At 72.4% G+C, this 26,644-nt stretch carries 23 protein-coding genes and 2 riboswitches; of the genes, 15 read left to right on the top strand and 8 right to left on the bottom strand.

Annotated features, from left to right (window positions below; genetic code table 11):
• Window positions 1-239 precede the first annotated feature (239 nt).
• Window positions 240-1,436, top strand: a complete 1,197-nt coding sequence (locus BUE48_RS15195) for a L,D-transpeptidase (RefSeq protein WP_245536867.1) — start codon at window positions 240-242, stop codon at window positions 1,434-1,436.
• Window positions 1,437-1,444: 8 nt separating this feature from the next.
• Here the strand turns inward: BUE48_RS15195 and BUE48_RS15190 are convergent, their stop codons facing one another.
• The 5 genes from BUE48_RS15190 to BUE48_RS15170 all read right to left on the bottom strand — a co-directional run bounded on the left by BUE48_RS15190 (window position 1,445) and on the right by BUE48_RS15170 (window position 8,715).
• Window positions 1,445-2,740, bottom strand: coding sequence for a M48 family metallopeptidase (locus BUE48_RS15190; protein ID WP_286990216.1), 1,296 nt, complete (start codon window positions 2,738-2,740; stop codon window positions 1,445-1,447).
• On the bottom strand, window positions 2,737-4,017 hold the full coding sequence (locus tag BUE48_RS15185; protein WP_012853399.1) for a peptidase MA family metallohydrolase: 1,281 nt from the start codon (window positions 4,015-4,017) through the stop codon (window positions 2,737-2,739). Before BUE48_RS15185 ends, BUE48_RS15190 begins: the two co-directional genes overlap by 4 nt.
• Window positions 4,018-4,071: 54 nt before the next feature.
• Window positions 4,072-4,842 carry a CHAP domain-containing protein gene (locus tag BUE48_RS15180; protein WP_245536866.1) on the bottom strand — a complete coding sequence of 257 codons (771 nt, stop codon included), beginning with the start codon at window positions 4,840-4,842 and terminating at the stop codon, window positions 4,072-4,074.
• A gap of 10 nt (window positions 4,843-4,852) precedes the next feature.
• A riboswitch (cyclic di-AMP (ydaO/yuaA leader) is annotated at window positions 4,853-5,002 on the bottom strand.
• A gap of 368 nt (window positions 5,003-5,370) precedes the next feature.
• Window positions 5,371-5,544: riboswitch (cyclic di-AMP (ydaO/yuaA leader) on the bottom strand.
• A gap of 580 nt (window positions 5,545-6,124) precedes the next feature.
• Window positions 6,125-7,045, bottom strand: a complete 921-nt coding sequence (locus BUE48_RS15175) for a C40 family peptidase (protein ID WP_012853396.1) — start codon at window positions 7,043-7,045, stop codon at window positions 6,125-6,127.
• Window positions 7,046-7,260: 215 nt separating this feature from the next.
• Window positions 7,261-8,715: an NYN domain-containing protein gene (locus tag BUE48_RS15170; protein ID WP_012853395.1), complete on the bottom strand. Its 1,455-nt coding sequence runs from the start codon at window positions 8,713-8,715 to the stop codon at window positions 7,261-7,263.
• An 80-nt stretch (window positions 8,716-8,795) separates the two neighbouring features.
• Between BUE48_RS15170 and BUE48_RS15165 the strand changes: the two genes are divergently transcribed.
• From BUE48_RS15165 to BUE48_RS15155, 3 genes are all read left to right on the top strand, one after another.
• Window positions 8,796-10,583 carry a DEDD exonuclease domain-containing protein gene (locus tag BUE48_RS15165; RefSeq protein WP_052305524.1) on the top strand — a complete coding sequence of 596 codons (1,788 nt, stop codon included), beginning with the start codon at window positions 8,796-8,798 and terminating at the stop codon, window positions 10,581-10,583.
• 43 nt (window positions 10,584-10,626) lie between these two features.
• Window positions 10,627-11,373, top strand: a complete 747-nt coding sequence (locus tag BUE48_RS15160; RefSeq protein ID WP_012853393.1) for a rhomboid family intramembrane serine protease — start codon at window positions 10,627-10,629, stop codon at window positions 11,371-11,373.
• A 71-nt stretch (window positions 11,374-11,444) separates the two neighbouring features.
• Window positions 11,445-11,729 carry an Lrp/AsnC family transcriptional regulator gene (locus BUE48_RS15155; protein ID WP_012853392.1) on the top strand — a complete coding sequence of 95 codons (285 nt, stop codon included), beginning with the start codon at window positions 11,445-11,447 and terminating at the stop codon, window positions 11,727-11,729.
• Window positions 11,730-11,857: 128 nt separating this feature from the next.
• On the opposite strand, the gene trpD is transcribed toward BUE48_RS15155, so the two are convergent.
• Together trpD and BUE48_RS15145 are read right to left on the bottom strand one after the other, a co-directional pair.
• Window positions 11,858-12,937, bottom strand: a complete 1,080-nt coding sequence (trpD, locus tag BUE48_RS15150) for an anthranilate phosphoribosyltransferase (RefSeq protein ID WP_012853391.1) — start codon at window positions 12,935-12,937, stop codon at window positions 11,858-11,860.
• Between the two features lie 64 nt (window positions 12,938-13,001).
• A complete protein-coding gene (locus tag BUE48_RS15145; RefSeq protein ID WP_052305523.1) occupies window positions 13,002-13,448 on the bottom strand; it encodes a response regulator transcription factor in 447 nt (148 codons plus the stop codon).
• Window positions 13,449-13,529: 81 nt separating this feature from the next.
• Here BUE48_RS15145 and ctaE point away from each other — a divergent pair, with 81 nt between their 5' ends.
• The 5 genes from ctaE (at window position 13,530) to BUE48_RS15120 (ending at window position 19,129) form a co-directional block, all read left to right on the top strand.
• Window positions 13,530-14,183 carry an aa3-type cytochrome oxidase subunit III gene (gene ctaE / locus BUE48_RS15140; protein ID WP_353745295.1) on the top strand — a complete coding sequence of 218 codons (654 nt, stop codon included), beginning with the start codon at window positions 13,530-13,532 and terminating at the stop codon, window positions 14,181-14,183.
• Between the two features lie 45 nt (window positions 14,184-14,228).
• The gene (qcrC, locus tag BUE48_RS15135) at window positions 14,229-15,140 is read left to right on the top strand and encodes a cytochrome bc1 complex diheme cytochrome c subunit (RefSeq protein ID WP_012853388.1); all 912 of its coding nucleotides are present in this window, start codon (window positions 14,229-14,231) and stop codon (window positions 15,138-15,140) included.
• Window positions 15,137-16,255 (top strand): cytochrome bc1 complex Rieske iron-sulfur subunit, encoded by a 1,119-nt coding sequence (qcrA, locus tag BUE48_RS15130; RefSeq protein ID WP_012853387.1) that lies wholly within the window; start codon window positions 15,137-15,139, stop codon window positions 16,253-16,255. Before qcrC ends, qcrA begins: the two co-directional genes overlap by 4 nt.
• Window positions 16,252-17,913, top strand: coding sequence for a cytochrome bc1 complex cytochrome b subunit (gene qcrB / locus BUE48_RS15125; RefSeq protein WP_012853386.1), 1,662 nt, complete (start codon window positions 16,252-16,254; stop codon window positions 17,911-17,913). Before qcrA ends, qcrB begins: the two co-directional genes overlap by 4 nt.
• A 91-nt stretch (window positions 17,914-18,004) precedes the next feature.
• A complete protein-coding gene (locus tag BUE48_RS15120; RefSeq protein ID WP_012853385.1) occupies window positions 18,005-19,129 on the top strand; it encodes a glycosyltransferase family 4 protein in 1,125 nt (374 codons plus the stop codon).
• A 27-nt stretch (window positions 19,130-19,156) separates the two neighbouring features.
• Here the strand turns inward: BUE48_RS15120 and BUE48_RS15115 are convergent, their stop codons facing one another.
• Window positions 19,157-19,561, bottom strand: coding sequence for an ATP-binding protein (locus BUE48_RS15115; RefSeq protein ID WP_012853384.1), 405 nt, complete (start codon window positions 19,559-19,561; stop codon window positions 19,157-19,159).
• Between the two features lie 1,770 nt (window positions 19,562-21,331).
• Here BUE48_RS15115 and BUE48_RS15110 point away from each other — a divergent pair.
• The 6 genes from BUE48_RS15110 to BUE48_RS15085 all read left to right on the top strand — a co-directional run bounded on the left by BUE48_RS15110 (window position 21,332) and on the right by BUE48_RS15085 (window position 26,582).
• Entirely contained in the window at window positions 21,332-22,567 is a 1,236-nt protein-coding gene (locus BUE48_RS15110; RefSeq protein ID WP_286990204.1) for a M23 family metallopeptidase, read from the top strand.
• A complete protein-coding gene (locus BUE48_RS15105) occupies window positions 22,548-23,270 on the top strand; it encodes a hypothetical protein (RefSeq protein ID WP_052305520.1) in 723 nt (240 codons plus the stop codon). Before BUE48_RS15110 ends, BUE48_RS15105 begins: the two co-directional genes overlap by 20 nt.
• 558 nt (window positions 23,271-23,828) lie before the next feature.
• Complete coding sequence (locus BUE48_RS15100; RefSeq protein WP_169313032.1) at window positions 23,829-24,413, top strand: DUF4142 domain-containing protein; 585 nt, start codon at window positions 23,829-23,831, stop codon at window positions 24,411-24,413.
• Between the two features lie 21 nt (window positions 24,414-24,434).
• Entirely contained in the window at window positions 24,435-25,547 is a 1,113-nt protein-coding gene (locus tag BUE48_RS15095) for a DUF1996 domain-containing protein (protein ID WP_286990201.1), read from the top strand.
• Window positions 25,463-25,705, top strand: coding sequence for a hypothetical protein (locus BUE48_RS15090; protein WP_286990199.1), 243 nt, complete (start codon window positions 25,463-25,465; stop codon window positions 25,703-25,705). Before BUE48_RS15095 ends, BUE48_RS15090 begins: the two co-directional genes overlap by 85 nt.
• Window positions 25,706-25,922: 217 nt before the next feature.
• A complete protein-coding gene (locus BUE48_RS15085; protein WP_286990197.1) occupies window positions 25,923-26,582 on the top strand; it encodes an NAD(P)H-binding protein in 660 nt (219 codons plus the stop codon).
• Window positions 26,583-26,644 lie beyond the last annotated feature (62 nt).

The following is a 26,644-nucleotide window of genomic DNA, read 5'->3' as shown; positions in this document are numbered from 1 at the left end:
CGGTGGGTGACCGGTATCACACCGATGGGGGAATCGCGATCGTCCGGCCCCATTGCGCCGGACGCCGGATGACCGGTCGCCCGGCCCAGGCACGGGGGGTTGTGAGGGTGTACTTCAGCGTCCGCAAGACGGGGGACAGGCGTGCAAGCCGTCCGGCCGTCCGCACCGCGGCGAGCGCGGGCATCGGGATGGTCCTGGTCATCGGGCTCGCCGGTTGCACGGGGGGCGATACCGCCCAGGTGAAGGCCGCACCGGTCGGCTTAAGCGTCGTCCCGCGCAACGGCAGCGGGGACGTCCTCCCCGACACCCCGATCGTGGTCAGCGCGGCGGGCGGCACCCTGCAGAACGTCACCGTCCGCGCCCGCGGCGCCGAGGTGGCGGGCCGGATCAGCGACGACGGCAGCCAGTGGCGGTCGCGCTGGGCGCTCACCCCGGGCACCCGCTACGAGGTGATCGCCACCGCGCTCGGCCCGGACGGCCGCACCCACACGGTCACCGGCACGTTCACCACCCGCACGGTCGAGCGGGCGGTGACCGCCTCCGTCGAGGCGCCCGCCCCGGGCGAGACGGTGGGCGTGGGAATGCCGATCATCGTGCGGTTCGACCGTGAGATCACCGACCGGGCCGCGGTGGAGCGGGCGCTGGAGGTGCGCTCCAGCAAACCGGTCGTGGGCGCCTGGCACTGGTTCGACGGCCAGAACGTCGTCTTCCGCACCCGCGAGCACTGGCCCGCCCACACCCGGGTGCGGCTGATCGCCCATCTCAACGGGGTCCGCGCGGTCCGCGACGGGTACGCCACCGAAGACCTGGACCTGAAGTTCAAGATCGGCGAGGCCCATGCCAGCGTGGCCAACGCCAAGACCCACCGCATGGCCGTCTACCGGGACGGCAAGAAGATCCGCGACTTCCCGATCAGCATGGGCCGCGGCGGGGTCCGCAAGTACACCACCACCAACGGCCACCATCTGACGATGGAAAAGGGCAACCCGGTGATCATGGACTCCTCCACCGTCGGCTGCCCGCCCGGCTGCCCCGGCCACTACCGCCTGACCGTCAACTGGGCGGTGCGCATCTCCAGCAGCGGCGAGTACACCCACTCGGCGCCCTGGTCGCTGCACGCCCAGGGGCACCGCAACGTCAGTCACGGCTGCATCAACATGAGCCCGTCGGCGGCCCGCTGGTTCTACCACTTCAGCTACCGGGGCGACCCCTTCCGGGTCGTCGGCACCAACCGGGAGCTGGAACCCACCAACGGCTGGGGCTACTGGCAGCTCGGCTGGGACGAGTGGGTGAAGGGCAGCGCGCTCAAGCAGGCCCTGTCGGTCGGCCCGCACGGTTCCGAGCCGGTGCGGGAGCCCTTGCCGCAGGCCGAGGCACCGGCGACCCCGGCGGCCTCCCCGTCGGCGCTGATCTCCCCTCAGGCCGGCGGGGACTGAGCGCGGCTTCAGGGCCGGGCGGCCCGCCCGCCGTGCAGGCGGGCCCAGTCCCGGGCCATGGCGATGCGCTCGGGCACGCTGGGGTGGCTGAACCACAGCGCGTACTCCACCGGGTTCGGCCGCAGATCCGACAGGTTCCGCAGCGCCAGCTCGCGCTGCATCGACACGAACGTGGCCGCATCGCCGGTGAGCGCCAGCGCGTGCGCGTCGGCCCGCGCCTCCACCCGCCTGCTGATCAGGTTCTGGACCGGGCCGCTGAGCTGGGTCAGCACGCTGACCACGGCCAGCAGCAGCGCCACCGAGCGCGGGTCGCAGACCACCGGCTCGGCCGTCCGGTCGGCCAGCCCCGCCCGGCGGCGCAGCCCGGGCGAGGTCAGCGCCAGGTACAGCAGGCAGACTCCCCCGGAGACCCCCAGGGCGCCGGTGAGCGTGCCGCGGAGGACGTCGTTGTGCTTGGCGTGGCCGAGCTCGTGGGCGACGATCGATTTGATCCGCTCGGGCGGCGATTTCAGCAGCGTGTCGTAGACCACGATGCGGCGGGTGGAGCCGAATCCCGACACGTAAGCGTTCAGCGAGGTGGTCCGCCGGGAGGCGTCGGCCACCAGGACGTCGGTGACCGGCACCCGGTCCCGCGCGGCCATCGCCAGCAGCTCGGTGCGCAGCGGCCCGGCGGGCAGCGAGTGGAACCGGTTGAACACCGGCTCCACGAGCAGCGGGTAGAGGAACGACAGCACCACCACGAGAGCGAACCCGCCCGCTGCCGCCCCCGCCCACCAGTAACGCGGAAAACGCCGGGCCAGGACGTACAGCAGCAGCACCGCCACCGTCCAGATCACCCAGGCCAGCGCCAGCGACTTGAGCTGGTCGGCCAGCCAGGCCGGCCAGGTCTGGACCGACAGGCCGTAGCGGCGCAGCACACTCTCCCGCCAGATCCGCAGCGGCAGGGCGGCCAGCCGCAGCAGCGTCGTCACCGCCACCACCGCCACCGCCAGCCGCAGCGCCCGCCCGGGCACCCGCGCGGTGCACCAGCCGATGAAGCGCGCCCCCAGCGGGGTCAGCCCCAGCACCAGCACGACCGCCAGCCCGGTGAGCAGCCCCGCGTACGCCGGCGGGTTGAGCGCGGCGTCGAAGGCCGCCGAGCGGGCCAGTTCGGCGGGGGAGAAGTCCCGGGCCGGATCGGGCTCGCTTCCGCCGCCGGGCAGCGGTTCCCACGGCGTGGTCGCCATCAGCAGGACGCCGTCTCCCGCCAGCAGCACCACGCCCGTGATCAGTGCGGCGGCACGGGCCCGTCCGGCAGCGGTCATCGCAGCTCCCTGTGCAGGTAGTCCCGCCACATCGCGGTGAGGCCGGCGGTGTCCAGGCCCAGGACCGAACGCAACGCCGCGTCTTGGGAGCGTTCACCGGCGGCACGGTAGAGCCGCACCAGCGCGTCCTCTCCGTACCGGTCGGCGATCATGCGGCAGGCCAGCCACGCCTCCGCATACGCCTGCGGCAGCCGTGCGGCGTCGGCGAACTCCGCGGGGCCGGGCAACCTCCGCGGCAGGTGCCCGGCGGTCACCTCGGCGCGCAGTTCCCGCGCCGCCGAGCGGACCGGCACCTTCGTGTCCCGGTAGCCCACGTAGTCGGCCAGGCCCTCGATCAGCCACAGGGGAGTGCGCCCGTCGCGGGCGCCTCCGGTGGCGATGTGGGTCAGCTCGTGGGTGAGGACCACCTTCCGGCCGAGGGCGTTGAGCCTGGAGAACGTCCCCGGGGCGATGACGATGCGGTCCTCCCCCGAGTCGCCGGAGACGGCCAGCGCCGCGATGGACCCCGCATCGCCCAGCGGGTCGCCGTCGGGCACCAGCGCGGCGGCCTGCACGTCGTCGGCCGGGACGAGCGCGACCGCCCGGCGCGCCCAGCGCTCTCCCAGCACCTCGGTGACGACGGGCACGGCCGCATCCAGCCGGTCGGCGATCTCCCGCAGCAGGGGAGAGGAGCCGATCACCAGGCTGTGCTCGCCGCGCACGACGTCGAGTGGGCCGCTATCCCAGATGTCGGCCTCGTCGCGCAGGCCGTGGGCGGTGCCGTCCCCGACCAGCCGCCAGGCGCCGCCGCGCCGGGCGAAGGTCAGGTAGCGGGTCCGGGTCACCTCGCGGCGGTCGTGGCCTTTCAGCCGGTACCGCAGCGTCACCTCGAGCACCGCGCCGTCCCGGCCTGCGGCCACCGGGACCGGTGAGGCGAGCTCTTCCCGCCAGCCGCTCAGCGGCAGCCGGGTGAGGTTGTCGAACACGGTCGCCTGCGCGTTCCGGAAGGGTGCGGGGGCGGCCGTGACGGTGGCCAGGAAGGCGATCCGGTCGCCGTCCCGCACGGCGCGGGCGCGGCCGTCCAGGATCTGCCGGACGGCTTGCGCGTCCGGCCGCGGTGGTGCGGGAGCGGCGGTGGCATCGGCCGCCGGGGCGGGGGAGCCGCCGTCCCGCAGGACGGCCCACAGGCCGCCCGCCGCCAGGAGGAGAACGGCCACCAGCGCCGAGACGACGAGCACCGGCCGGCGCACTGTGCGCCGGCCGGTGCCGTTCGCCGATGTCTCGGGTCCGCCGTCCATGCCGGTGATCCTATGGGGGTTCACCGGTGCCCGGACGGGGCGGCCGCCGGGAGGTCACTCGGCGGCGTAGTCGGGGTACCCGTAGCCGACGATGGTGTCGGGGGTGCGGACCTTGGAGACGACGGCGTTGGAGATGTTGCCCTCCACGGTCTTGATCTTGCCGTTGTCGAGCACCTCGGCGACCAGGCCCACGTGGTCGATGCCGCCGATGCTCTTGCCGCCGGCCCAGTCGAAGAACACCACCGCGCCGGGCTTGGGCTTGGTGCCCCAGCGGCCCTTGTCCTTGAAGGACTTGGCGTGGGTGACGGTGTAGGCGTCCGCGCCCAGCTCATCGGTGCCGACCTGCTCACCGACCCAGGTCACGAACATCGCGCACCAGGGGGCGGACTTGTAGACCTTGGGGTCGCTGCCGCCGCCGTCGCGCTGGAGGGTCCGCTTGGCGTGCGGGGTGGAGGCGTACCACTTGCCGAACTTGCTCTCGCCCTTGGCGTCCTCGGTGAGGCCCAGCTGGGACTCGGCCACCTCGATCACCTCGCCGGCGGTCACGGCCTTCTTGCCGCCGTGCTTTTTGGCGGGGGCCTTGTACACCGCGGCGTGCGCGCTGCTCACCGTGCCGGTCCCGCCGGCCAGCGACTTGGCCGCCTTGCCGCTCTCGGCGAGGGTGGTGATCGGGGCGGCGGCGCCCACGGCGGCCTGCGCCGGCGCCTGGGCGGCCACGCCCAGCGCGGTGGTGGCCACCGCACCGGCGACCAGGGCGCTGGCGACGGTGCTCTTGCGGGACTGGAGGGTGCGGGTGAGGCGGGTGATGTGGTGCTTGCCTGCCACGAGCATGTGCTCCTCTGCTTCCAAGCCGCCTACCGGGTTAGCTGACGGGTTCGGGCTGGAAGTCGCCCTACGGCCTGCTGCGGCCGATTCACCCCGGGAAATGCGGTGGGTCCCCGGCTCCGCGCCCTGGGAAGGCATGCGGACTCGGCGGCGGACGTCGTGGACGGACGTCCGTCTGGGCAATGGAAAGGGAATTCTTGGGAAGGGAAGCGGCGCGGCATCGCGGCCGGGCGCCGCTGGGATGAGATCTGCGGCCCTCAGCGGGCGCGGTGCCCTGTGGGCACCGCCGGGCTCAACGCCTGAGGGCGCGGTGAACGGTGTCGGCCTTCACGGGGGCCGGGTGCCGGTCGTGCTCCTGCCAGGAGACGGTGTGCTCCTGCCCGGCGGCGTGCGGCACGGCGGGGGCCTGGGCCGGGGTCGCGGTGCCCAGAACCAGGACGGGCGCCAGCGTCAGTGCACCGACGATCGCGCCGCCGGTGAGCCTGGCGCTACGGGTGATGCTGCTGACAGCGATGCTGAACAGAGGTCACTCCTTCTTCCAGACGCCTACCGGGTTAGCTGACGGGTTCGGGCTGGAAGTCGCCCTACGGCACATCCGTCCCCTGGACGGGATCCGGTGGGGGATGCGCCGATTCACCCCGGGAAAGGTGGGTCCCCGGCTCCCTCGCCTCCCCCGCCCGGCCGTTCGGGCGGCCGGAACGCTCAGATCGGAGGCGAAAGGACTCGGCGGGCCGCAGATATGCGGCGCTGACTTACTGAGTACCTGGTTGTTGCGGCTCGGGCGGCCGGTCCGCATCGGGACCTCCGGCGCCCGCGGCATGTGCGGTGCGCGCCGGGCGGCCGCGCCGGCAATGCACGGGGCGGCGTCTGGGGAACGTCGCCGCCGGTGCGACGCATGGGGGGCGCCGCTGTCCGAACCAACGTATCAAACGTCAACTCGAAGGCAAATCATCCGCAAAACGGACGCGAGACAGGTCACGTGTCCCCAGCGGATGCCCGCTTCAAGTTGTACGTAGGCAAAACCCAGGTTAGGGAGGATTCATTCCCCGGTCTGGGGATTCCCCGGCGGCCGGGCCGCCGAGGGCGCGTGCCGGTCCCGGGGCGCGGCGCCCCGGATCCCCCGTGCGGCAAGGCTTTTGCGGGCCTTGGCCGGATGCCTCCAGAGCGTGGGGGAGCGGCGGGAAAATGACGTCCGTCACACCGGCTGCGGGTAAAGACGAGACGGCGGCCCGACCCGGCCCGCATGAGGCCGGATCAGGCCGCCGGTCGGCGTTTCGGCGCCTCAGGGACGGCCTGCGCCGTAGTAGTTGGCGGCGTAGTAGCCGGAGGTGATGGACACCACCTCCACGTTCTTGCCGGTACGCGGAGCGTGGATCATCTGGCCGTTGCCGACGTAGATGCCCACGTGCCCCAGGCCGCTGAAGAACACCAGGTCACCCGGCTGCAGGTCGCTCTTGGCGACCCGCCTGGTGGCGCTGTACTGCGAGTAGGTGGTGCGCGGCAGGCTCACCCCGGCGGCGCCCCAGGAGCGCATCGTCAGCCCCGAGCAGTCGTAGGCGTTCGGCCCCGCGGCGCCGTACTGGTACGGCTTGCCGAGCTGGGCGTAGGCGAACTGCAGCGCCACGCGGGCCGGCCCGCTGGCCGGACCCTGGTAGGTGCCGCCCCCGCCGCTGCCGGGACGCTCGGGGGTCACGCCGATCCGGCGCAGCAGCGCCTGCTGCTGGGCGATGGACTTTTCGACCTTCTCCTTCTGCGCCTTGAGCTCCTTGGAGCGGCGCAGGACCTCGTCGTAGGCCTCCTGGGCCTGGGCCTGCTGGCGCTTGAGCCGCTGCGCGGCGGCCAGGAAGGACCTCAGCTCCGCGCTGCGGTTGCGGGACAGGTGAGTGAAGATCGCCGTCTGGTCGAGCACCTTCTGGGGGTCCCCGGTGCCCACGAAGCGGGTCACATCGCCCAGCTCGCCGGTCTTGTAGGCGGTCGCCGCCATCTCGGCGATCTTGGCGCGGGTCTTCTCGAAGTCCTCCTGCTCGGCGGCGGCGGCCTTCTTGGCGGCCTTGAGCTTGGCCTTGGCCGCCTTCAGGTCCTCCCTGACCTGGTTGTACTTCTCCACCAGCTGATCGACCTGCTCGTTGAGGCGGTCGATCTTCTTTTGCACTTCAGAGGCCGAGGGAGTGGGGTCGGCGTACGCGGTGACGGGAGCCGCCACCGTCGCCGCTACGGCAAGGCAGGTCGTCGCCAAGAACCTGCGGGTCTTTTCACTGGCCACAGTCGTGTTACGCCCCTCTCTCCACCCTCTCCGGCGCAGACACTAGCGAGACGCAACACCTGTCACAACCGATTCGTATGTTCTTGTCAGGGCATTTCAGTAGTTTCCACGCCCGGTTGTCACATGATCACCATGTGTGCCCCGGAAAGGGCGGTTCAGCCCCGGCCGAGGCGGCGCAGCAGCAGCGCGGCGGACGCCGGGCGGGCCTCGGCGCGGCGGGCGGCGTCGGCGACCTCCCGGTCGGAGGAGACCACGATCACCGGGCGGCCCGGCGGCTCGGCCCGCACCAGCTCGCCGATCAGCTCATCGGCGGTCTGCCCCGGCGCGCTGAAGCACACCCGCACCCCGCGCGGGGCGGCCATCTTCACCGGGGCGTCCAGCTCGGCCCCGTCGAACACGCACGTCACCTCCGCGCCGGTCTGCGCCGCCAGCCCGCCCAGCCCGCTGACCAGCCGGTTGCGCTGGTCGGCCAGCGGCAGATCCCCATATCCGGTCTTGGTGACGTTGTAGCCGTCGACGATCAGGTGCACCTGCGGCAGGGTGAGCAGCCGGTCCAGCAGCTTGGGGTCCTGGTCCGACAGCGACCGGCCGGGCAGCGCCCGGTGGGCCAGCAGCTCGGGCTCCACCGAGCCCACCGAGTCGGCCGGGCGGCCGATCGTGGAGGGCAGGGCCAGCTCCCGGCGCACCCCCAAGGCGGCGTCGACCAGGGTGTCCAGCAGCATCCGCAGCCGCACGTCGTCGACGTTGCGGCCCTCCCGGGCGGCCCGGCGGCTGCTTTCGTGGGCGGCCTCGGCCTGCGCCAGCTTCGAGCGCAGCCGGCGCAGCTCCTTGTCGGCGGCGGCGCCGGCCTCCCGGGCCGCGGCGCGCTGCTGCTCCAGCTCGGCGGCCAGCGACTCGGCCCGCTGCCGGGCGGCCTTGACGGCGGCGCGCTCTTCGTGCAGCTTGCGGCGCAGCTCGGAGATCTCCGCCTTGGCCTTGCGCAGCTCGGCGCGCAGCCGCTCCAGCTCACCGGCCCGTCCGGCGCGGGCCTCGGCCAGCTCCCGCTGCAGCGCGGCGATCCGGCGCTCGTAGGCGGCGTCCTCGGCGGCGCTGGCGGACCGTTCCAGTTCCCGGCGGGCCGTCTCCACCAGGCGGGGCCAGCCGGGCGGGCGCAGCAGGTAGGCCACGGCGGCCACGGTCACCGGGTCGGCGGCCGGCGGGACCGTGCCCGAGGCCACCGCCTCGACCAGTTCCGGTTCGGCCGCCCGCAGCGGCCCGGCGGCCTTCTCCCGGAACACCGGGTCCTGTTCCAGGACGGGGGCGATGTGCCGGCCGGCGCGTTTGGCCCGGTGGCGGCGCTCCCACCGGGCGAACGGCCGCAGCGAGGCCGGGATCTCCTCCGTCGCCAGCGTCCCGAGCAGCTCCGCAGCGGCCTCCACGACCCGCTGGCGCACCGCCTCCGGCAGCGGGCCGTCGAGCCGTTCCGGCGCCCTCTGGGAGACCTCGGGGGTTTCCGGGCCGCTGTCGATGATCGTGCTCCTCCCAGGCTCCCGATTGCGATCCGGCGCGCATACCGGGTTCTTCCCGACCTTCCACGCGTCGGCTGATCGCAAACGCACAAGCGTACGCATCCACCCTAGAGCCACCGCCGCGGTGGCGGGCGGGAGGTGACCCGACTGAAATGTCGGCGTTCTGGACTACGGTACGGCCCATGACGTCCACAGGCGCCGCCGAGCCGCCCACCGGCCCGGGTGCCCGGGGAGTCCAGGGCACCCTCGACGACCTCGGCACGCCGCTGGTGGACGTCACCTTCGTGGTGGTGGACCTGGAGACCACCGGCGGCTCACCGGCCGACTCGGCGATCACCGAGGTCGGCGCGGTGAAGGTGCGCGGCGGCGAGCGGCTGGGGGAGTTCGCCACCCTGGTCGATCCCGGCGTGCCGATCCCGCCGTTCATCACGGCGCTGACCGGCATCACCCAGCAGATGGTGACGAACGCGCCGCCGATGTCGGCGGTGCTGCCGGCCTTCTTGGAGTTCGCCCGCGGCTGCGTGCTGGTGGCCCACAACGCCCCCTTCGACATCGGCTTCCTGCGCGCGGCCTGCACGGCCCATGACCATCCTTGGCCCGCCTTCCCCGTGGTCGACACCGCCGACCTGGCCCGCCGCGTGCTCACCCGCGAGGAGGTGCCCAACTGCAAGCTGGCCACGCTGGCCCGCTACTTCCGCACCGGCACCGAGCCGTGCCACCGCGCGCTCGCCGACGCCAGGGCCACCGTGGACGTGCTGCACGGGCTGATCGAGCGGCTCGGCTCCTACGGGGTGCACTCGCTGGAGGAGCTGCGGGCCTTCGCCAAGACCCCCACCCCCGAGCAGCGGCGCAAACGGCACCTGGCCGACGGCATGCCCAGCGCCCCCGGCGTCTACCTGTTCGAAGACGCCCGCGGCGAAGTGCTGTACGTGGGCAAAAGCAACGACCTGCGCGCCCGGGTGCGCTCCTACTTCACCGCCTCCGAGACCCGCCGCCGGATCCGCGAGATGGTGGGCCTGGCCGAGCGCGTCCGGCCGATCGTGTGCGCCACCGCGCTGGAGGCCGAGGTCCGCGAACTGCGCCTGATCGCCGAGCACAAACCCCGCTACAACCGCCGCTCGAAGTTCCCCGAACGGACGCTGTGGCTGAAGCTGACCGTCGGCGAGACCTTCCCCCGCCTGTCGATCGTCCGCGACTGCCGCGACGAACAGGCCGTCTACCTGGGGCCGTTCGGCTCGCTCCGGCAGGCCGAGGAGGCCAGGGCCGCGCTGCACGAGGCGGTGCCGCTGCGCCAGTGCACCCAGCGCCTGACGCCCCGCCTGATCGCCCACGGCCGGGCCCGCACCTGCGCGCTCGGCCAGATCGGCCGCTGCGGGGCGCCGTGCGAGGGCCGCCAGTCCGCCGACGTCTACCTGCGGCATGTGGAGACGGCCCGCAGCATCATGGAGGGCGACGTGCGGCCCGTGGTGGCCGCGGCCCGGGTGCGCATCGACCGGCTCGCCGTGCAGCTGCGCTATGAGGAGGCGGCGGCCCAGCGCGACCGGCTGGCGGCGTTCGTGCGGGCGGCGGCCCGGGGCCAGCGGCTGGCCGCACTGGCCCGCTGCCCCCAGCTGGTGGCCGCCCGGCCCGCCTTCGGCGGCGGCTGGGAGCTGGCCGTGGTGCGGCACGGCAGGCTCGCCGCCGCCGGGACGGTCCCCCAGGGCGCCTCGCCCTGGCCCCATGTGGAGGCGGCGGTCGCCACCGCCGAGACCGTCATCCCCGGTCCCGGCCCGGTGGGCGGGGCCATCCCCGAAGAGGTGGAATGCGTGCTGCGCTGGCTGGAGGGTCCGGGCACCCGGCTGGTGGAGCTGGAGGGCACCTGGAGCAGCCCGGTGCACGGCGCCGAGGGCCTGCGCGCGTGGCTGGAGCGCGCCTACGCCCCGCTCGAACCCGAGGACGGATTCCGCCGGGGCGGCCGCCCACTAAGGTGAACGAGACGGATCCGGGTGGTGAAGAAGGGCCGGGGGTGACGCGGTGGCAGTGCCTCTGTACGACAGCCAGCCCGCCCGGCGTGCACCGGTGGTCACCTACCTGCTGGTGGCCGTCAACATCGTGGTCTTCCTCTTCACCCCGATGGCCAACTTCGCCGCCTCCTACGGGGAGGGCCGCGTCCGCGAGTGCAACGCCGTGGAGTTCACCCTCGAACACGGCGCGATCCCCAAGGAGCTGGTCAGCGGCGAGCAGCAGCCCCCTCCCGAGCGGGTCGGCCCGTGCCCGGTGGAGCCGTACGAGAAGGTGCCTTGGGTGTCGGCGTTCACCTCGATGTTCCTGCACGCCGACTGGCTGCACCTGATGGGCAACGTGGTGATGCTGTTCGTGCTGGGCGCCGGAGTGGAGGACCGCTTCGGCAGAGCCCGCTACCTGCTGGCCTACCTGCTGTTCGGGCTGGCGGCCGTCTACGGCTACGCCTTCACCACGCCGAGCTCCACCACCCCGCTGATCGGCGCCTCGGGCGCCATCGCGGGCGTGCTGGGCGCCTACCTGATCCTCAACCCCCGGGGCCGCATCGTCAGCTACGTCCCGCCGGTGATCATCAGCCGGCTGCCCGCCTGGGTGCTGTTGGGGCTGTGGTTCGTGCTGCAGTGGCTCTCGCTGGGCGATGAGAGCAGCAACGTGGCCTACGTCGCGCACATCTATGGCTTCGTGGCGGGCATGCTGTTCGCGCTGATGGCGCGGCGGGCCGGTCCCACCCGGCGCGCGGTGGCGCTGGCCAGGGAGTAGCCGGGGGCCGTCCGGCCCTGCTCGGCGATCCCGATAGGGTGCCACCGGACCAGGTGAGATCAGGAGGGGTAGTGATCACCGCGATCGTGCTGATCAAGACCGACGTCGCCCGCATCCCGGAGGTGGCCGAGGAGATCGCCGCTCTGGAAGGGGTCAGCGAGGTCTACTCCATTACCGGCGAGTACGACCTGATCGCGATGGTGCGGGTGCGCGAGCACGAGCAGCTGGCCGAGATCATCCCCGGACGTCTCAACAAGGTGCCCGGCATCCGCGACACCGAGACCCACATCGCCTTCGAGACCTACTCCCGGCACGACCTGGAGGCGGCCTTCGCCTTGGGCCTTCCCGAGGGCTGACCCCTAAGCGGGCTGAAGACCACCGCAGGGAGCGGGACGGCCGTGAAACCGGCCGTCCCGCTCCCTGCGAGATACGCCTTTATAGAAAGGAGTGGGCTCCGCCCGCGGGCGGGCGGAGCCGAAGAACGTCACCGCCCGGCGGCCCCCTGGGACTTCAGCGACTGGGAGACGCGGACCCAGCGGTCCAGCAGCGCGGCGGCCGCGCCGGAGTCCACCGCCTCGGCGGCCCGCCGGTAGGCGTCTCGCAGCGCCTCGGTCAGCCGGTCCGCCGGCGGGGCCCCCTCGGCCGCGACCATCACCGCGGCGGCGTTCAGCAGCGTCATGTCCCGCACCGGGCCGCGTTCACCGGCCAGCAGGTCCCGCGCCACCTTCGCGTTGTGCGCGGCGTCGGCGCCGCGCAGCTGCTCGGCGGTGGCGCGCGGCAGCCCCAGCTCGGCCGGGTCGAAGGTGACCTGCTCGGCGCTGCCCTCGCGCACCACCCACACCGACGAGGTGCCGGTGGTGGTCAGCTCATCCAGCCCGTCGTCGCCGCGGAACACCAGCGCCGAGGCGCCGCGCTCGGCGAACACCCCGGCGATCACCCCGGCCATCCGCGGGTGGAACACGCCCACTGCCGCGGCCTTGGGCTGGGCCGGGTTGGTCAGCGGGCCCAGGAAGTTGAACACCGTCGGGGTGCCCAGCTCGCCGCGCGCCTTGGCGGCGTGCTTGAGCGCCGGGTGGTACAGCGGCGCGAAACAGAAGGTGATGCCGACCTCCTCGGCCACGCGGACGGTGTCCTGCGGCGACAGGTCGATCGCCACGCCCAGCGCCTCCAGCACGTCCGCCGAGCCGCTGGAGGAGGTGGCGGCGCGGTTGCCGTGCTTGACGATGCGCACCCCGGCGGCGGCGGCGACCATCGAGGCCATCGTGGAGAAGTTGACGGTGCGCGCCCGGTCCCCGCCGGTGCCCACCAGGTCGGCGGTGCGGGCCCCCTCGGGGGCCTCCACCCGGATGCGGGTGGCGTTGGCGAGCATCCCCTCGGCCAGCCCGGCCACCTCGGCCACCGTCTCGCCCTTGGCCCGCAGCGCCACCGCGAACCCGGCGATCTGCACGTCGGTGGCCTCGCCCGCCATGATCTGGTTCATCGCCCAGGCGGTCTCCTCGCTCGACAGCGACTCGCCGTCGATCAGGGCGTTCAGCAGTGCGGGCCACGTCGTACGCGCGTCCATGGATTCCCCAAGCAGTGTCCGGAACGAAGAGGCGGCGGGGACGCGGCCGCGTCCCCGGGGACTACTAGCGGACCGGCAGCCGGGAGGCCCGGCGCCGCCGCAACTGGTCGGCCACCGCCTGGGCCAGCGCCATCGGATCCAGCGGCTGGCTCACCACGGCGTCGGCCCGCGACCAGGTCGCCAGCCACCCGTCGTCGCGGCGCGCGATGATCGCCACGAACGGCGGGCAGTCGTAGACCTCGTCCTTGGCCTGCCGGCAGACCCCCAGCCCGCCGGCCGGCTGCGCCTCGCCGTCCACCACCGCCACGTCGATGTCGCCGGCGTCCAGCCGCGCCACCACGGCCGGCTGAGTGGCGATCTCCACGAACTCCACCGGGGGCAGGTCGGCGGCCGGCCGCCGACCGATCGCCAACCGCACCTGCTCGCGGGTGGCGGCGTCGTCGCTGTAGACCAGGACCTTCATGGGGGCCTCGCGCTCTGGCGCATCGGCCCCGGACGGGGAGGTGCTCATGGCGGTAAGGCTACCGGTTCTGCTGCTGCGGGAACCCCTAACCGGGGGTCATGCGTCAGACCTTGGTTGGGTGGGGCAATAATGCTGCCCGTGGCAACAGCATCCGCGATAAAAGCAACTCCGCACGCTCGGACCAACCGTCCCAACCTGGTCAGCGTGGGGACGATCGTTTGGCTGTCGTCCGAGCTGATGTTCTTCGCGGCGTTGTTCGCGATGTTCTTCACCATCCGCTCGGTGATCATCGGCCAGGGAGGGCCGTGGCCCGGCGCCGAACTCGACCTGCCGTTGTCGTCCTTCAACACCACCATCCTGGTGCTGTCCTCGGTGACCTGCCAGATGGGCGTGTTCAAGGCCGAGGCCGGCAAGGTCGGCCGGGACGGCTCCTTGTTCAACGTCGCCCGGTGGGGGCTTCGCGAGTGGTACGTGCTGACGTTCTTGATGGGCGCGTACTTCGTGGCCGGCCAGCTGTACGAGTACTACCAGCTGGTCAACCACGACGGCCTGACCCTGTCGTCCTCGCCCTACGGCTCGGTGTTCTACCTGACCACCGGGTTCCACGGGCTGCACGTGACCGGTGGGCTCATCGCCTTCCTGTTCGTGCTCGGCCGCACCTACGCCGCCAAGCGCTGGACCCATGAGCAGGCGACCAGCGCGATCGTCGTGTCGTACTACTGGCACTTCGTCGATGTGGTCTGGATCGGCCTGTTCGGCGTGATCTACCTGCTCGACCTCTAAGCCCCCTGTCCGACTTCCAATCGACCGACCCGAACGGGGATATCCGTGAAAAGGTTCACCGCATGGCGACGGCGCCCGTGGGCGGGCTACGCCGTCGTGCTGGCGGCCCTGGCGGCGATCGGCGCCCTCTACGCCGGTTTCTCGCCGCGTATCGACCGCGCCGAGGCGGCCAACGCTTCCCAGGCCGCCGCGGATCTGGCCAACGGCCGGGATCTGTACAACAAGAACTGCGCCAGCTGCCACGGCCTCAACGGCGAGGGCACCAAGGACGCCGAGGGCAGGTCGCTGGCGCCCAGCCTGATCGGTGTCGGCGCCGCCTCGGTTGACTTCCAGGTCTCCACGGGCCGTATGCCCGCGGCGAACCCCGGCGCCCAGATGCCGCGCAAGCCGCCCATTCCGGAGTTCAACACCAACATCCCGACCGACCAGCACGACCCCGAGGAGCGTGCCAAGGCCGAGCGGCAGAAGGCCCAGGCCCAAAAGAACCTGTCGGACCTGGCCAACTACATCCAGTCTCTGGGCGGCGGTCCCGAGATCCCCAGCGCGGAGATGGTCGACCCTGACAAGGGCGACGTCGCGTTGGGCGGCAAGCTGTTCCGCACCAACTGCGCCCAGTGCCACAACTTCGTCGGCGCCGGCGGTGCGCTGACCGGCGGCAAGTACGCCCCGCCGCTGGACAGCGACGATGTCACGCCCACCCAGATCTATGAGGCGATGCTGACCGGGCCGCAGGCGATGCCGGTGTTCAACGACACCACGCTCACCCCCGAGCAGAAGCGGGCGATCATCGCCTACGTGGTGAAGACCCGTGAAGAGCCCAACCCCGGCGGCAACGGGCTGGGCCGGATCGGCCCGGTGTCCGAGGGTCTGACCGGCTGGCTGGTCGGCTTGTCGATGCTGGTCCTGGCGGCGATGTGGCTGACCGCCAAGAAGCCCAAGAAGCTGAAGAAGTCATGAGCGACAACAACACCGGCTCGAACGAGCCCATGGAGTCCGGCGACGCCGCCCGCGAGCAGTCGCCCAAGCGCGTGATCGGCACTCCCGAGCAGAGCGGCCGGCTGCTGGTCGCCGACGATCCCGCCCCCCAGGGGGCCGGCGAGGAGCTCGACGAGGCCTCGGCCAAGCGCGCCGAGCGCATCGTGGCGCTGTTCTTCCTGCTGGCCGCGCTCGCCAGCGTCGGCTTCATCGCCGCCTACGTGTGGAGCGGGCAGCAGGGCCCCGACGGCATGCACGGCCTGGCCGACACCCGGGCGTCCAACTACGCCCTGGGCACCACCATGACGGTGGCGATGCTGTCGATGGCCATCGGCGTCACCATCTGGGTGCGCCGGCTGATGACCAGCAAGCAGATCGTCCAGCAGCGCGAGGAGCTGCCCTCCGACGAAAAGACCCGGGCCGAGTTCGAGGCCGAGTTCGTGGCCGGCGCCGCCGACAGCGGGCTCACCAAGCGGCCGCTGCTGCGCCGCACCCTGCTGCTGGCGGCGGCCCCGCTCGGACTGGCTCCGCTGGTGCTGCTGCGCGACCTGGGTCCGCTGCCGGAGAAGCGGCTGCGTCACACCTTCTGGGGCGAGGCGGTCCGCAAGGCCAAGGCACAGGGCCGCAAGGGCGCCCGCATCGTGATCGACGACGGGACCAAGAACCCGCGTCCGCTGCGGGCCAGCGACTTCGCCACTCCCGGCTCGATGATCACGGTGCTGCCGGAGGGCATCTCCGAGTCCGAGCACCACATGAACGAGGCCGCCAAGGCGGTCACCATTCTCATCAACGTGCCCCCGGAGAAGTTCAAGCCGGTCAAGGGGCGCGAGAACTGGCACGTCAACGGGATCGTGGCCTACTCGAAGATCTGCACGCACGTGGGCTGCCCGGCGGCCCTGTACGAGCAGACCACCCACCGCATCCTGTGCCCGTGCCACCAGTCCACCTTCGACGCCACCGACGGCGCCAAGGTCGTCTTCGGCCCGGCGGCCCGGCCGCTGCCGCAGCTGCCGCTGTCGGTGGACGATGAGGGGTACCTGATCGCCACCGACGACTTCCCCGAGCCCGTCGGTCCGAGCTTCTGGGAGCGCGGATGAGCACGCCAACCCCCGGCGCGGCCCCCAAGGCTGTGGCGGGCCCGCTGAACTTCCTCGACGACCGGCTTGGTTCGACGACCTTCTTCAAGCGCAATATGAAGAAGGTCTTCCCGGACCACTGGTCGTTCATGCTGGGCGAGATCGCCCTGTACTCGTTCGTCATCCTGCTGCTCAGCGGAACCTTCCTGACGCTGTGGTTCCAGCCGAGCATGCACGAGGTGGTGTACGAGGGCTCCTACACCAAGCTGCAGGGCGTGCCCATGTCGGAGGCGTACGCCTCCGCGCTGCACATCAGCTTCGATGTGCGCGGCGGCCTGCTCATGCGGCAGATCCACCACTGGGCCGCGATCCTGTTCATGGTCGCGATCATGGCCCACATGCTGCGGGTGTTCTTCACCGGCGCCTACCGCAAGCCGCGTGAGCTGAACTGGCTGATCGGCCTGGGCCTGTTCACCCTCGGCATGGTGGAGGGCATGTTCGGCTACTCGCTGCCGGACGACCTGCTGTCGGGCACCGGCCTGCGGATCACCCAGGGTGTGGCCGAGGCCGTCCCGCTGGTCGGCACCTACATCTACATGTTCCTGTTCGGCGGCGAGTTCCCGCACGGTGACCGCGGCGAGCTCATCCCGCGGCTGTACACCATGCACGTGCTGCTGATCCCCGGCATCATCCTGGCGCTGATCACGGCGCACATGATGATCATGTGGCATCAGAAGCACACCCAGATGCCCGGCCCGGGGCGCACCAACGACAACGTCGTGGGCTACCCGTTCTACCCGGTGTTCATGGCCAAGACCGGCGCCTACTTCCTGTTCACCTTCGGGGTCATCGCCCTGCTGGCGACCTTCGCCCAGATCAACCCGATCTGGAACTACGGGCCGTATGACCCGGGCGCCATCTCCTCGGCCTCCCAGCCGGACTTCTACATGGGTCTGCTGGAAGGCTCGCTGCGGTTGATGCCGGGCTGGGAGACCACCGCCTTCGGCCACACCATCAGCTGGAACGTGCTGATCCCCGGCGTGGTGCCGATCGGTCTGATCTTCACCGGCGCGGCGCTGTGGCCGTTCATCGAGCGGTGGATCACCGGTGATCACCGTCACCACCACCTGGTGGAGCGTCCGCGCAACGCCCCGATCCGCACCGGTGTGGGCATGGCCGGCGTCACCTTCTACGGCCTGCTGTGGCTGGCCGGCGCCAACGACGTGATCGCCGAGCGGTTCCACGTGTCGCTGTTCGCCACCACGTGGTTCTTCCGCGTGGCGATCTTCGTCGGCCCGGTGCTGGCCTTCATCATCACCAAGCGGATCTGCCTGGGTCTGCAGCGCAAGGACGCCGCCACCATGCACCACGGCGTCGAGTCGGGAATCATCGTCATGTCGCCCGAGGGCGGCTTCAGCGAGAAGCACGAGCCGCCCACGGAGGAGGAGCGCGCGGTCATCCTCAGCAAGGAGAACAAGACCATCTCCCTGCCTCCGGCCGAAAAGGACGGCATTCCCGCCCCCGGCGCCAAGGGCCCCCTGGGGCACCTGCGCGCCCGGCTGCACCGCTCCTGGGCTCTCGACGACATCCCCGTGGAGGACCACGGCGACCACCACGAGGTCGAGGGGGCCAAGAGCGAGGGCGTCGAGGGAAGCGGCCACAAGGAGCTGACCCGCTGAAAGGCCGGCCGACGGCCGTCACCGCATCGTCAAGAGCCCGCCACCGGCACCCGGTGGCGGGCTCTTGCGTTCATGGGATGCTGGGCACGCGATGACCAAGACTTTGGTGGTGACCAATGACTTCCCGCCCCGTCCCGGTGGGATCCAGACGTTCGTGCACAATCTCGTGCTGCGCCGCCCCCCGGGTTCGGTGGTGGTGTACGCGCCCTCGTGGAAAGGCGCGGCGGCCTTCGACGCCGCCCAGCCGTTCCCGGTGGTGCGGCATCCCACCTCGCTGATGCTGCCGGAGCCGTCGGTGCTGCGCCGGGCCGAGCAGCTGCTGCGCTCGGAAGGGTGCGACTCGGTGCTGTTCGGCGCCGCCGCCCCCCTCGGGTTGCTGGCCGCGGCGCTGCGGCGCCGCGGCGCCGGGCGGCTGGTCGGGATCACCCACGGGCACGAGGCCGGGTGGGCGGCGCTGCCGGTGGCGCGGCGGCTGCTGCGCCGCATCGGCGACGACCTGGACGTGCTGACCTACCTGGGGGGCTACACCCGCTCCCGGCTGGCCGCGGCGCTGTCGCCGCAGGCCGCCGCCCGGATGGCGCGCCTGGCGCCCGGGGTGGACGAGCGGCTGTTCCACCGGGGGGCCGGCGGCGCCGACATCCGCCGCCGGTACGGGCTGGCCGACCGGCCGGTGGCGGTGTGCGTGTCCCGGCTGGTGCCGCGCAAGGGCCAGGACACGTTGATCCGCGCCTGGCCGGCGGTGCTGCGCCGGGTGCCGGAGGCGGCGCTGCTGCTGGTCGGCGGAGGCCCCTACCGGCCGGAACTGCAGCGGCTGGCCGAACGGTGCGGCGTGGCCGGCTCGGTGGTCTTCACCGGCAGTGTCCCCTGGGAGGAGCTGCCCGCCCACTACGACGCCGGCGATGTGTTCGCGATGCCGTGCCGGACGCGGCGGCGCGGCCTGGACGTCGAAGGGCTGGGCATCGTCTACCTGGAGGCGTCGGCCACCGGGCTGCCGGTGGTGGCGGGGAACTCCGGCGGCGCCCCGGATGCGGTGCTGGACGGCGAGACCGGCGTGGTGGTCGACGGCCGTTCGGTGCCCGCCGTGGCCGAGGCGGTCGGCGACCTGCTGGCCGACCCCGAACGGGCCCGCAAGATGGGCGAGCAGGGCCGGGCCTGGGTGGAACGCGAGTGGCGCTGGGAGGTCCAGGCCGCGCGCCTGGGCGAGCTGCTCGCCTGAGCCGCATCGTCCCCGCGGGGCGCCCGGCTAGGTGGAGGCGGTCGATCGGATGGCGCAGCCCGGGTCGTGCAGCTCGAACCACACCAGCCTGCCCGCGGCCGTGCGGCGGGTCCCCCACTGCTTGGCGAGCAGGTCCACGATGAGCAGGCCGCGGCCGCTTTCGCCGTCGGAGTCGGGCCGGGGGGCCGGGACGGTGTCGGAGCCGGCGTCGTGGACCTCGCCGCGCACCACGTCCCCCACATGGCGCAGCGCCACCTCGATGGTCGCCGAGCGGGTGTGGACGATGGCGTTGGCGGTGACCTCGTCGATGAGGAGCACGGCGTCGTCCAGGACGGAACAGCCGCGCAGCGCCGCCGTGGCGAAGCTGCGCACCTTGGCGAGTTCCGCCGGTTCTCCCTTGAAGGCTCTGCGGTGAACCCGCTCGTTCGCCACGGTCCCGTCCCTCCAGCGCCGGTCGGTTTCCGGAGCCGCCGTCATCGGATCCCGGCACGGCGCCGCACCGCCGTGCCGCAACTGAGCGTAACGATACGCTTTCGAAGTGCTTTCGTCGCGGTGCTCGGGAATTCTGTTCCGGACGTGTCGGGACCGCCCGCCGCATACCGGGGCGCCGTTGTCTCACAAGGTGGACGCAGCCGCCGCACGGCTCGCCGTCTGACTTGCGCGGAAGAGGCCGAAGCCGTCCCGCGATGTACGGAATGCAGAACTCGCCGTGGCGCTCTGGATTCCACTATGACGGTTCCGGTGGCTCTTTATTACCGCCCTTTCAAAGAGTTTCAGCCGGCTCGGCCCGACTGCGATGAGCATTTCCCGACACGCCCTCTTCGCAGGTCACAGTGGGGATCTCGGAGTGCCGGGCGCCGGCGGGACTTTTGTCCCGGCCTCCTTGAGGCACGGGGGAAAGGTCACCGGATGACGGCAGGCGAGCCCCGCCTGTCCGCCGAGGGACGAGCGGCCTCTCCGGCCCGCTGGGAGGGCTTCGGTCTGCTCGGTTGCGCGTCGATGGAGGCGCGGAGCCGGCTGGGGGAGAGCCCGATGCCCGCTCCATCAGGGGATCGGGCCCGGCAGGCGGCCGGAGCCGCGCCGGCACCCCCGAAGGCCGGGGTTCCACGCCGCCCGTTCCGTGCGGGGGATCCGGTTCACATCGGCGGACTGCGCCCGGGGTGGGGGAGTCTGGAGGATGGGCGCTGGCTGGGTGGCGACCGCCTGGCCGGATTTCAGGTGGGCGTGGACGGGGGTGCCGGACGCGGCTCGACGCTGCGGCAGGTCGTACCGAGGAGAACGCACGTGCAGCCGTCGGGAGAGCGAACCCATGCCTTCCTCCTCGGTGATGCCGGGTGACCGGCCGCACCAGGGACGTTAGGCGAGCAGGCGGCCCGGTGCGTCCTTCTTATGCCTCTCTTAAGGAAAAGCTGAGCCAGGGCTAAGGCATCCACTTCCGGTGCGATGGGCGTAACTGAGGCATTACCGAAAGGGTTGGGTCGTCAAAGCGATTCAGGGGAAGTTTGTTGTGCCTCTTCGCCATCCCGGCGGCTTTGAGGGCGTATGCTCCGGAAGTGTCAGGGCGTTGCCGGTGAGAGCGGGCTCAGGTAGCGTCCAGTGACAGGCGCCGTGGGCGCACGCCTCAGCGGAACACCTCAGGGAACAGCAGCGGGGTCAGTTCGTCGTTCGCCGTCTCCACCTCCTCCATAAGGAGAGGGAATGGCACGACGCTCGTCCCCGGACCCAGAGGATCCGTACCGGGAGTTCTGGGAGCACCCGGGCCGTTCGTCCAGGCGTGCCGCCCGGCGGGCGGGGTCGCGGCGCGCCGGCCGCGGGAGGCATTCCGCCGGACGCGCCGGCGGCGTCTCGCCTCGGCCCGAGCCGCCCCCTGCTGCGCGGCCGCGGGAGCCGTGGTGGAGCGAGCGCCGCCCGCCGGCCGATCCGCCGGTCTTTGCCCGCGTCCGGGCGGACGATCCTCCAGGGGGGCCCTATGGCGGGCGGGACGCGCGGGTGGACGCCGACGTCGTGGCAGGCCGCTCGGCTCGGCTCCGGACCGCCTCCTTCGCGGGCGGATACCGGCCGGGCGTCCGGCCGGGATTCGATGCGCGCACGGCCTTCGCCCGGGACGAGCCGGCCCGCCGGAACGTCTCGGCCGGGACGCGGACCGGCCGCAGACGGGCCGGCAGGGGCCGTCACGGGCCGGAGGGACGCCCGGCGGTACCGGTGCGCCCGCCCCGCTACCCGCGCCGGTCGGCCGACGGGCTGACGGCCGCGTCGATCGCCGTGGTCTTCGCAGTCGGCCTGGCGACCTTGGCCGCGTGGGAGAGCAGCCTGCTGACCGGCGAGTTCGTCGGCGCCTCCAGCGCCGCGGCGGCCGAGCGCGGCAAGGGTTCGGCCGCGGCGCGGCCCCGCCCGGACGCCTCGCGCTCCCAGCGCCCGGCCCGCCCCGCCGAACAGGACCTCAGCGACCGGGTCAACGAGCTGGCTCTGCGGCTGCGCGGCCCGGACGCCCGGCGTTCCTATGGCGGGGAGTCCGGCGGCAAAGGCGCGCCGCTGACCGGGGTGATCCGCTTCAGCCCAGACCGCACCTGGGCGCTCGGCAGCACGGTGATCCCCGTCCCCGAGGACCGCGAGGCGATGCCGCAGGCCGCGCTGTATGTGGCGCAGCGGACGGCGGGCCGCTGGCAGATCGCGCTGTCGGGCACCGCGGAGTTCGACGCGCTGCTGGCCAGGGCGCCGGCGCAGCTGATGCCGCCCGGGGAGCGGCGGGCGCTGGCCCGCTTCAGCGCCGGCGCAGCCCGGCCGACCGTGCCCACGCGGCTGATGCTGCCGTGGCGGATCGGCCAGAGCTGGCTGATGACCGCCGCCCCGGCGACCGGCCGGCCGGCCCGGCCGCTGGGCCTGGTGGCCTTCCGGGGCGGCGACGGCCGGGTGCTGGCCGCCGGCCCGGGACGCTTCTACCGGCTCTGCGCCACCCGGGACGGCGGCGGCATGGTGATGGTGATCCATCCCGACGGCCGGGCCACCACCTACTACAACCTGACCGGCATTCCCAAGATCCCCGATGGCGGCGCCGTGGCCCGGGGCACGCCGCTGGGGAGGATCGGCACCGACCGGCCGTGCGGGGGCGCACCGGTCGACCGGCCCCAGGTGCAGTTCGGGCTGCGCAGCGGCAACGACGACCTGCCGCTGGAGGGCGTGACGCTGGGCGGGTGGACCTTCCGGGAGCAGGCCAGCCCGCTGGTCGGCTGGGCCGAGCGCGGCCCGCTGCAGGTCCTGCCGGGCGGGCTGCTGCGCAACTTCGGCCCCCAGCCCCCGCCTCCCGCCGCCCCCAAGGAGGAGCCGCGGCCGGACGTCACGCCCGAACCCGACCCGTCCGACCGTCCCGGAACAGGCCGGCAGGACGAATCTTCCCCGGACAACCAGGAGAGTGATGCCAGTGGAGAGCAGCAACAGTGACCGGCCCCTGCTGCCGCCGTGGGCGCTGCGCCTCATGGCCTTCGGCGCGTTGGCGGTGCTGGTGGGAGTGGCCACTCCGCCCGGCGCCGCCGCGGCCGCCCAGGTGCAGAGTTTCCTGTCGTTCTACGTCGGGGTGTTCGCCCTCCTCTCCCTGACCGCGGCGGTGGTCAGCGGGGTGGTGGCCACCGAGCGGATGATCCTGCACATCGGGCACCGGGTGCTCGCCCAGGCGGTGCACCGTGCCGCCTCGCTGGTCGGCATCACCTGCCTGATCTCGCACATCATGGTCAAGGTGCTGGCCGGGCAGGCCGAGCCGATCCAGATCGTGGTGCCCTTCGCCGAGCCGATCGGGCTGGGCACGATCGCCTTCGAGCTGTTCCTGATAGTGATCATCACGGGCCTGCTGCGGCCCCGGTTCGCCACCGCCGCCCGGCCCTGGCTGTGGCGGACCCTGCACATCTGCGCGTACGCGGCCTGGCCGATCGCCATCACCCACGGGCTCACGGCGGGCCGGTCGGCCGACCGGTGGGTCGTGCTGAGCTACCTGTTGTGCGTCATGGCGGTGGCGCTGGCGGCCATCACCCGGCTGTTCCTGGCGGTCAAGCCGCGTTCGGTGCCGCGCGGCGCCCCGGACACCGTTCCCACGGCGGTGGTCACCGGCCGGCCGGTCGTCTCCCAGCAGCGTCAGGACGCGCTCAACTGAACCTTTTCGTGCGCCTGGTACCGGGGTCTGGGAACGGGAGCCCTTTCCCGGTTGTGACACTCCCGTTCCGCTCGGGGGAGTGGTGTTTATGAAAGGTTCGCTCAGTGGGATTTCCCGGGCCTGGTCTTGGGGCCTGATGCGGGCCCCGCCGGTGTTCGAGGACATGGCGTTGCAGGTCATGGCACCGTCTCGGCCTGCGGGAACGGTGCGTTGAAAAGGGCTTGGCGGCCGTGGCGTCCGGGGCGGGCGGCCCTGCCGGAACATTTCGGAAATCGTGAGTTTTCCTGGAGCCGTCCCGGACGGCTCTGGGGAATTCCGGGTGCGCGGGACCGGGTGGGAACCCGGCCCGCGATTTTTTCTGCCGATCCGGCGGATTTCGTGAACGCGTAGCCGCCGCGCCGCGTATTAGCTGACGACCCGGCAACGGGCGCACGCGGCCATGACGGCACCGCAGGAAAGGAAGACCGGAAGCAGAGGATGGAGGGCGGCAGCATGGGGTTCCTGAACCGCACGAGGAGCCGTCGCCGTGGTGGGAGAGGACTCGGACGGCCCGCGGAGATGGTGTTCCTGGCGGTCGCGGTGGTGGCCGCGGGGGCCGCGTTGTTCATGGTGCTGAGCCCGCCGGGCACTCCCCTGGACGGGGACTCCCTGACCGGGGTGTCCTCCGGGACGGTGCAGACCCGCTGGGGACCGCTGAGCGACCAGGACCGGGAGCTGCTCGTGAGCGTGCGGCGGGCCGGGCTGTGGGAGGCGCCGTCCGGGCAGCAGGCGCAGCAGCGGGCGGCCAGCCCGAAGGTCAAGGAGATCGGCGGCAAGATCGCCACCGAGCATCTGGAACTCGACCAGGACGTGCGCCAGGTGGCCCAGCAGCTGGACGTGGTGCTGCCCAGCGAGCCGAACCGCGATCAAAAGCAGTGGATGGCCGAGCTGTCGGCGCTCTCGGGCGAGGAGTACGACCGGCACTTCGTGTACCGGCTGCGCGCCGCGCACGGCAAGGTCTTCTCCCTCATCGCCAAGGTCCGCGCCAACACGCAAAACAGCCTGGTGCGCGACTTCTCCGCCCGGGCCAACGCCGCCGTGCTCCGGCACATGACCTACCTGGAGAGCACCGGCCTGGTGGATTACTCGGCAGTTGCTTCCTGATCCCGTACCGAGGAGAGCTTCATGCGACGCACGAAAGGCACGGCCCTGCTGGTGCCCGCGCTGGCCCTGGTCGCGGTGGCGGCGCAGATGCCCGCCGGCGCCATGGCCGCGGCCACTTTGACACGGCCTCCCGCGCCGGACCCCTGGGGAGACGGAACGCAGGAGGCCGACCTGGGCGGACACGGCGCGCACCTGCAGCGGGCGGCGGGGCCGGGTGACCACGGCCGCGGTCGTGGGCAGGCGCCGCAGGAGGAGCAGAGCCCCGCCCCGGAGCAGCCCGGTGATGCGGGCCGGGACGCCGGGCAGGGTCAGGACCCCTCCCAGCAGGACCCTGGCCAAGACCAAGACCAAGGGCTGGACCAGGGCGACGGCCAGGACGACGGCCAGGACGACGGCCTCGGCCAGGATCAGGGAGCCGGGCAGGGCGGCGATGCCGGCCAGGGGCAGGGCGCGGGGCAGGATCAGGGACAGGACGCCGGCGCGGGGCGGCCGCCGGAGGGGCCGCGCGCCGAGGACTTCATCGACATCCGCAGCGTGCAGCCCAACGTCCGGCGGATGCGTCCCTCGCGCGGAGGTTCCACCGGCACGTTCACCTCTCGTTGCGGACGCAACGAGAACGGTCACTACAACTCCGATAACTTCATCGTCGCGCCCGGGGTGGTCAACGGCGCCCACCACACCCACGACTATGTGGGCAACCTGTCCACCGACGGGTTCTCCACCAATGAGAGCCTGGCGGCCGCCGGCACCACCTGCGCCCGCGGCGACAAGTCCACCTACTTTTGGCCGGTGATGCGGCTGCGCAGCGACGCCGACCGCAACCAGAACGACCAGAGCGCCGCCGATGGCAACATCGGCCGGATCGTGGTGCCCTCTTCGGTGTCGCTGCAGTTCCGCGGCAACCCGCGCAGCAAGGTCACCGCGATGCCAAGGTTCTTGCGCGTCATCACCGGGGACGCCAAGGCCGCCACCAACGGCACCGCCAACGCCCGGGCCCAGTGGACCTGCACCGGTTTCACCGACCGGATCGTGACCGACAAATACCCCTTGTGCCCGCGCGGCAGCCGCCTGGTGCGGATCTTGGACTTCCCCAGCTGCTGGGACGGGCGCAACACCGACAGCGCCTCACACTGACCTACCGGCTGCCGGGCCGGGCACAGGCGTTCGCGCTCGACAGCTTCCCCGAGCAGCTGCACGCCCCGATCACCGACCACGCCGACTTCGCCAACGTCATGCCCGACAACCTGATGCGCTTTGCGGTCACCTGCATCAACAGCGGCCGCAACTGCTGAAGCGGCCGCGCCCTCAGGCACACGACCGGGAGGCAAGGAAGACCCGTCCCTTGGCGCACCCTTCCCGGTCGTGCCGGCGCGGGGCCGGGGAGCCGCGGCCGTGACCGGACGGACTACGGCGGGTTCGGCGGTCACGGCACCGCTCCCCGGCCCCGCCCCCTTGCCGGCCGTCGCCGGGTGACCGAGGGCGGGCCGTCCCGCTTCATAGGATCGGTGTATGCACGTTGTGATCGCCGGGGGCCATGGGAAGATCGCGCTGCGGCTGGCCAGGCTGCTGGCCGCGCAGGACGTCCGGGTGACGGGCCTCATCCGCAACCCCGATCACGCCGAGGACGTCCGCCGGGCCGGTGCCCGGCCTCAGGTGTGCGACCTGGAGCGCGTCTCGGTGGAAGAGGTCGCCGCCCACCTGGAGGGCGCCGACGCGGCCGTCTTCGCCGCCGGAGCCGGCCCCGGCAGCGGCGCCGCCCGCAAGGACACCGTGGACCGCGCGGCCTCGGTGCTGCTGGCCGACGCCGCCGAACGCACCGGGGTGCGCCGCTTCCTGCAGATCTCCGCGATGGGCGCGGACCGCCTGCCGCGGCCCGGCAGCGATGAGGTCTGGGCCGCCTACATCACGGCCAAGGGCCGGGCCGAGGCCGACCTGCGCGCCCGCGACCTGGACTGGCTGATCCTGCGGCCCGGCAGGCTCACCGACGCTCCCGGCACCGGCCTGGTCACGCTGGCCGAGCCGGAGGTGGGCCGCGCCGAGGTGACCCGCGACGACGTGGCCGCCGTGCTGGCCGCGCTGCTGCACGCCCCGGCGGTGCGCCGCCGCACCCTCGAACTGGTCAACGGCACCACCCCGATCGAAGAGGCCGTGGCCGCCCTGACCGCCTAGCCCGTCTGCACGGGACGGGGGAAAGGCGCTCGGGCGCGCGCCGTCACCGGTTGCGGGCCGAA

Origin of the sequence: Thermomonospora sp. CIF 1 (genome assembly GCF_001896795.1) — a bacterium.
Taxonomy (GTDB): Bacteria; Actinomycetota; Actinomycetes; order Streptosporangiales; family Streptosporangiaceae; genus Thermomonospora; species Thermomonospora curvata.
This window is presented reverse-complemented; position numbering and strand designations above follow the sequence as displayed.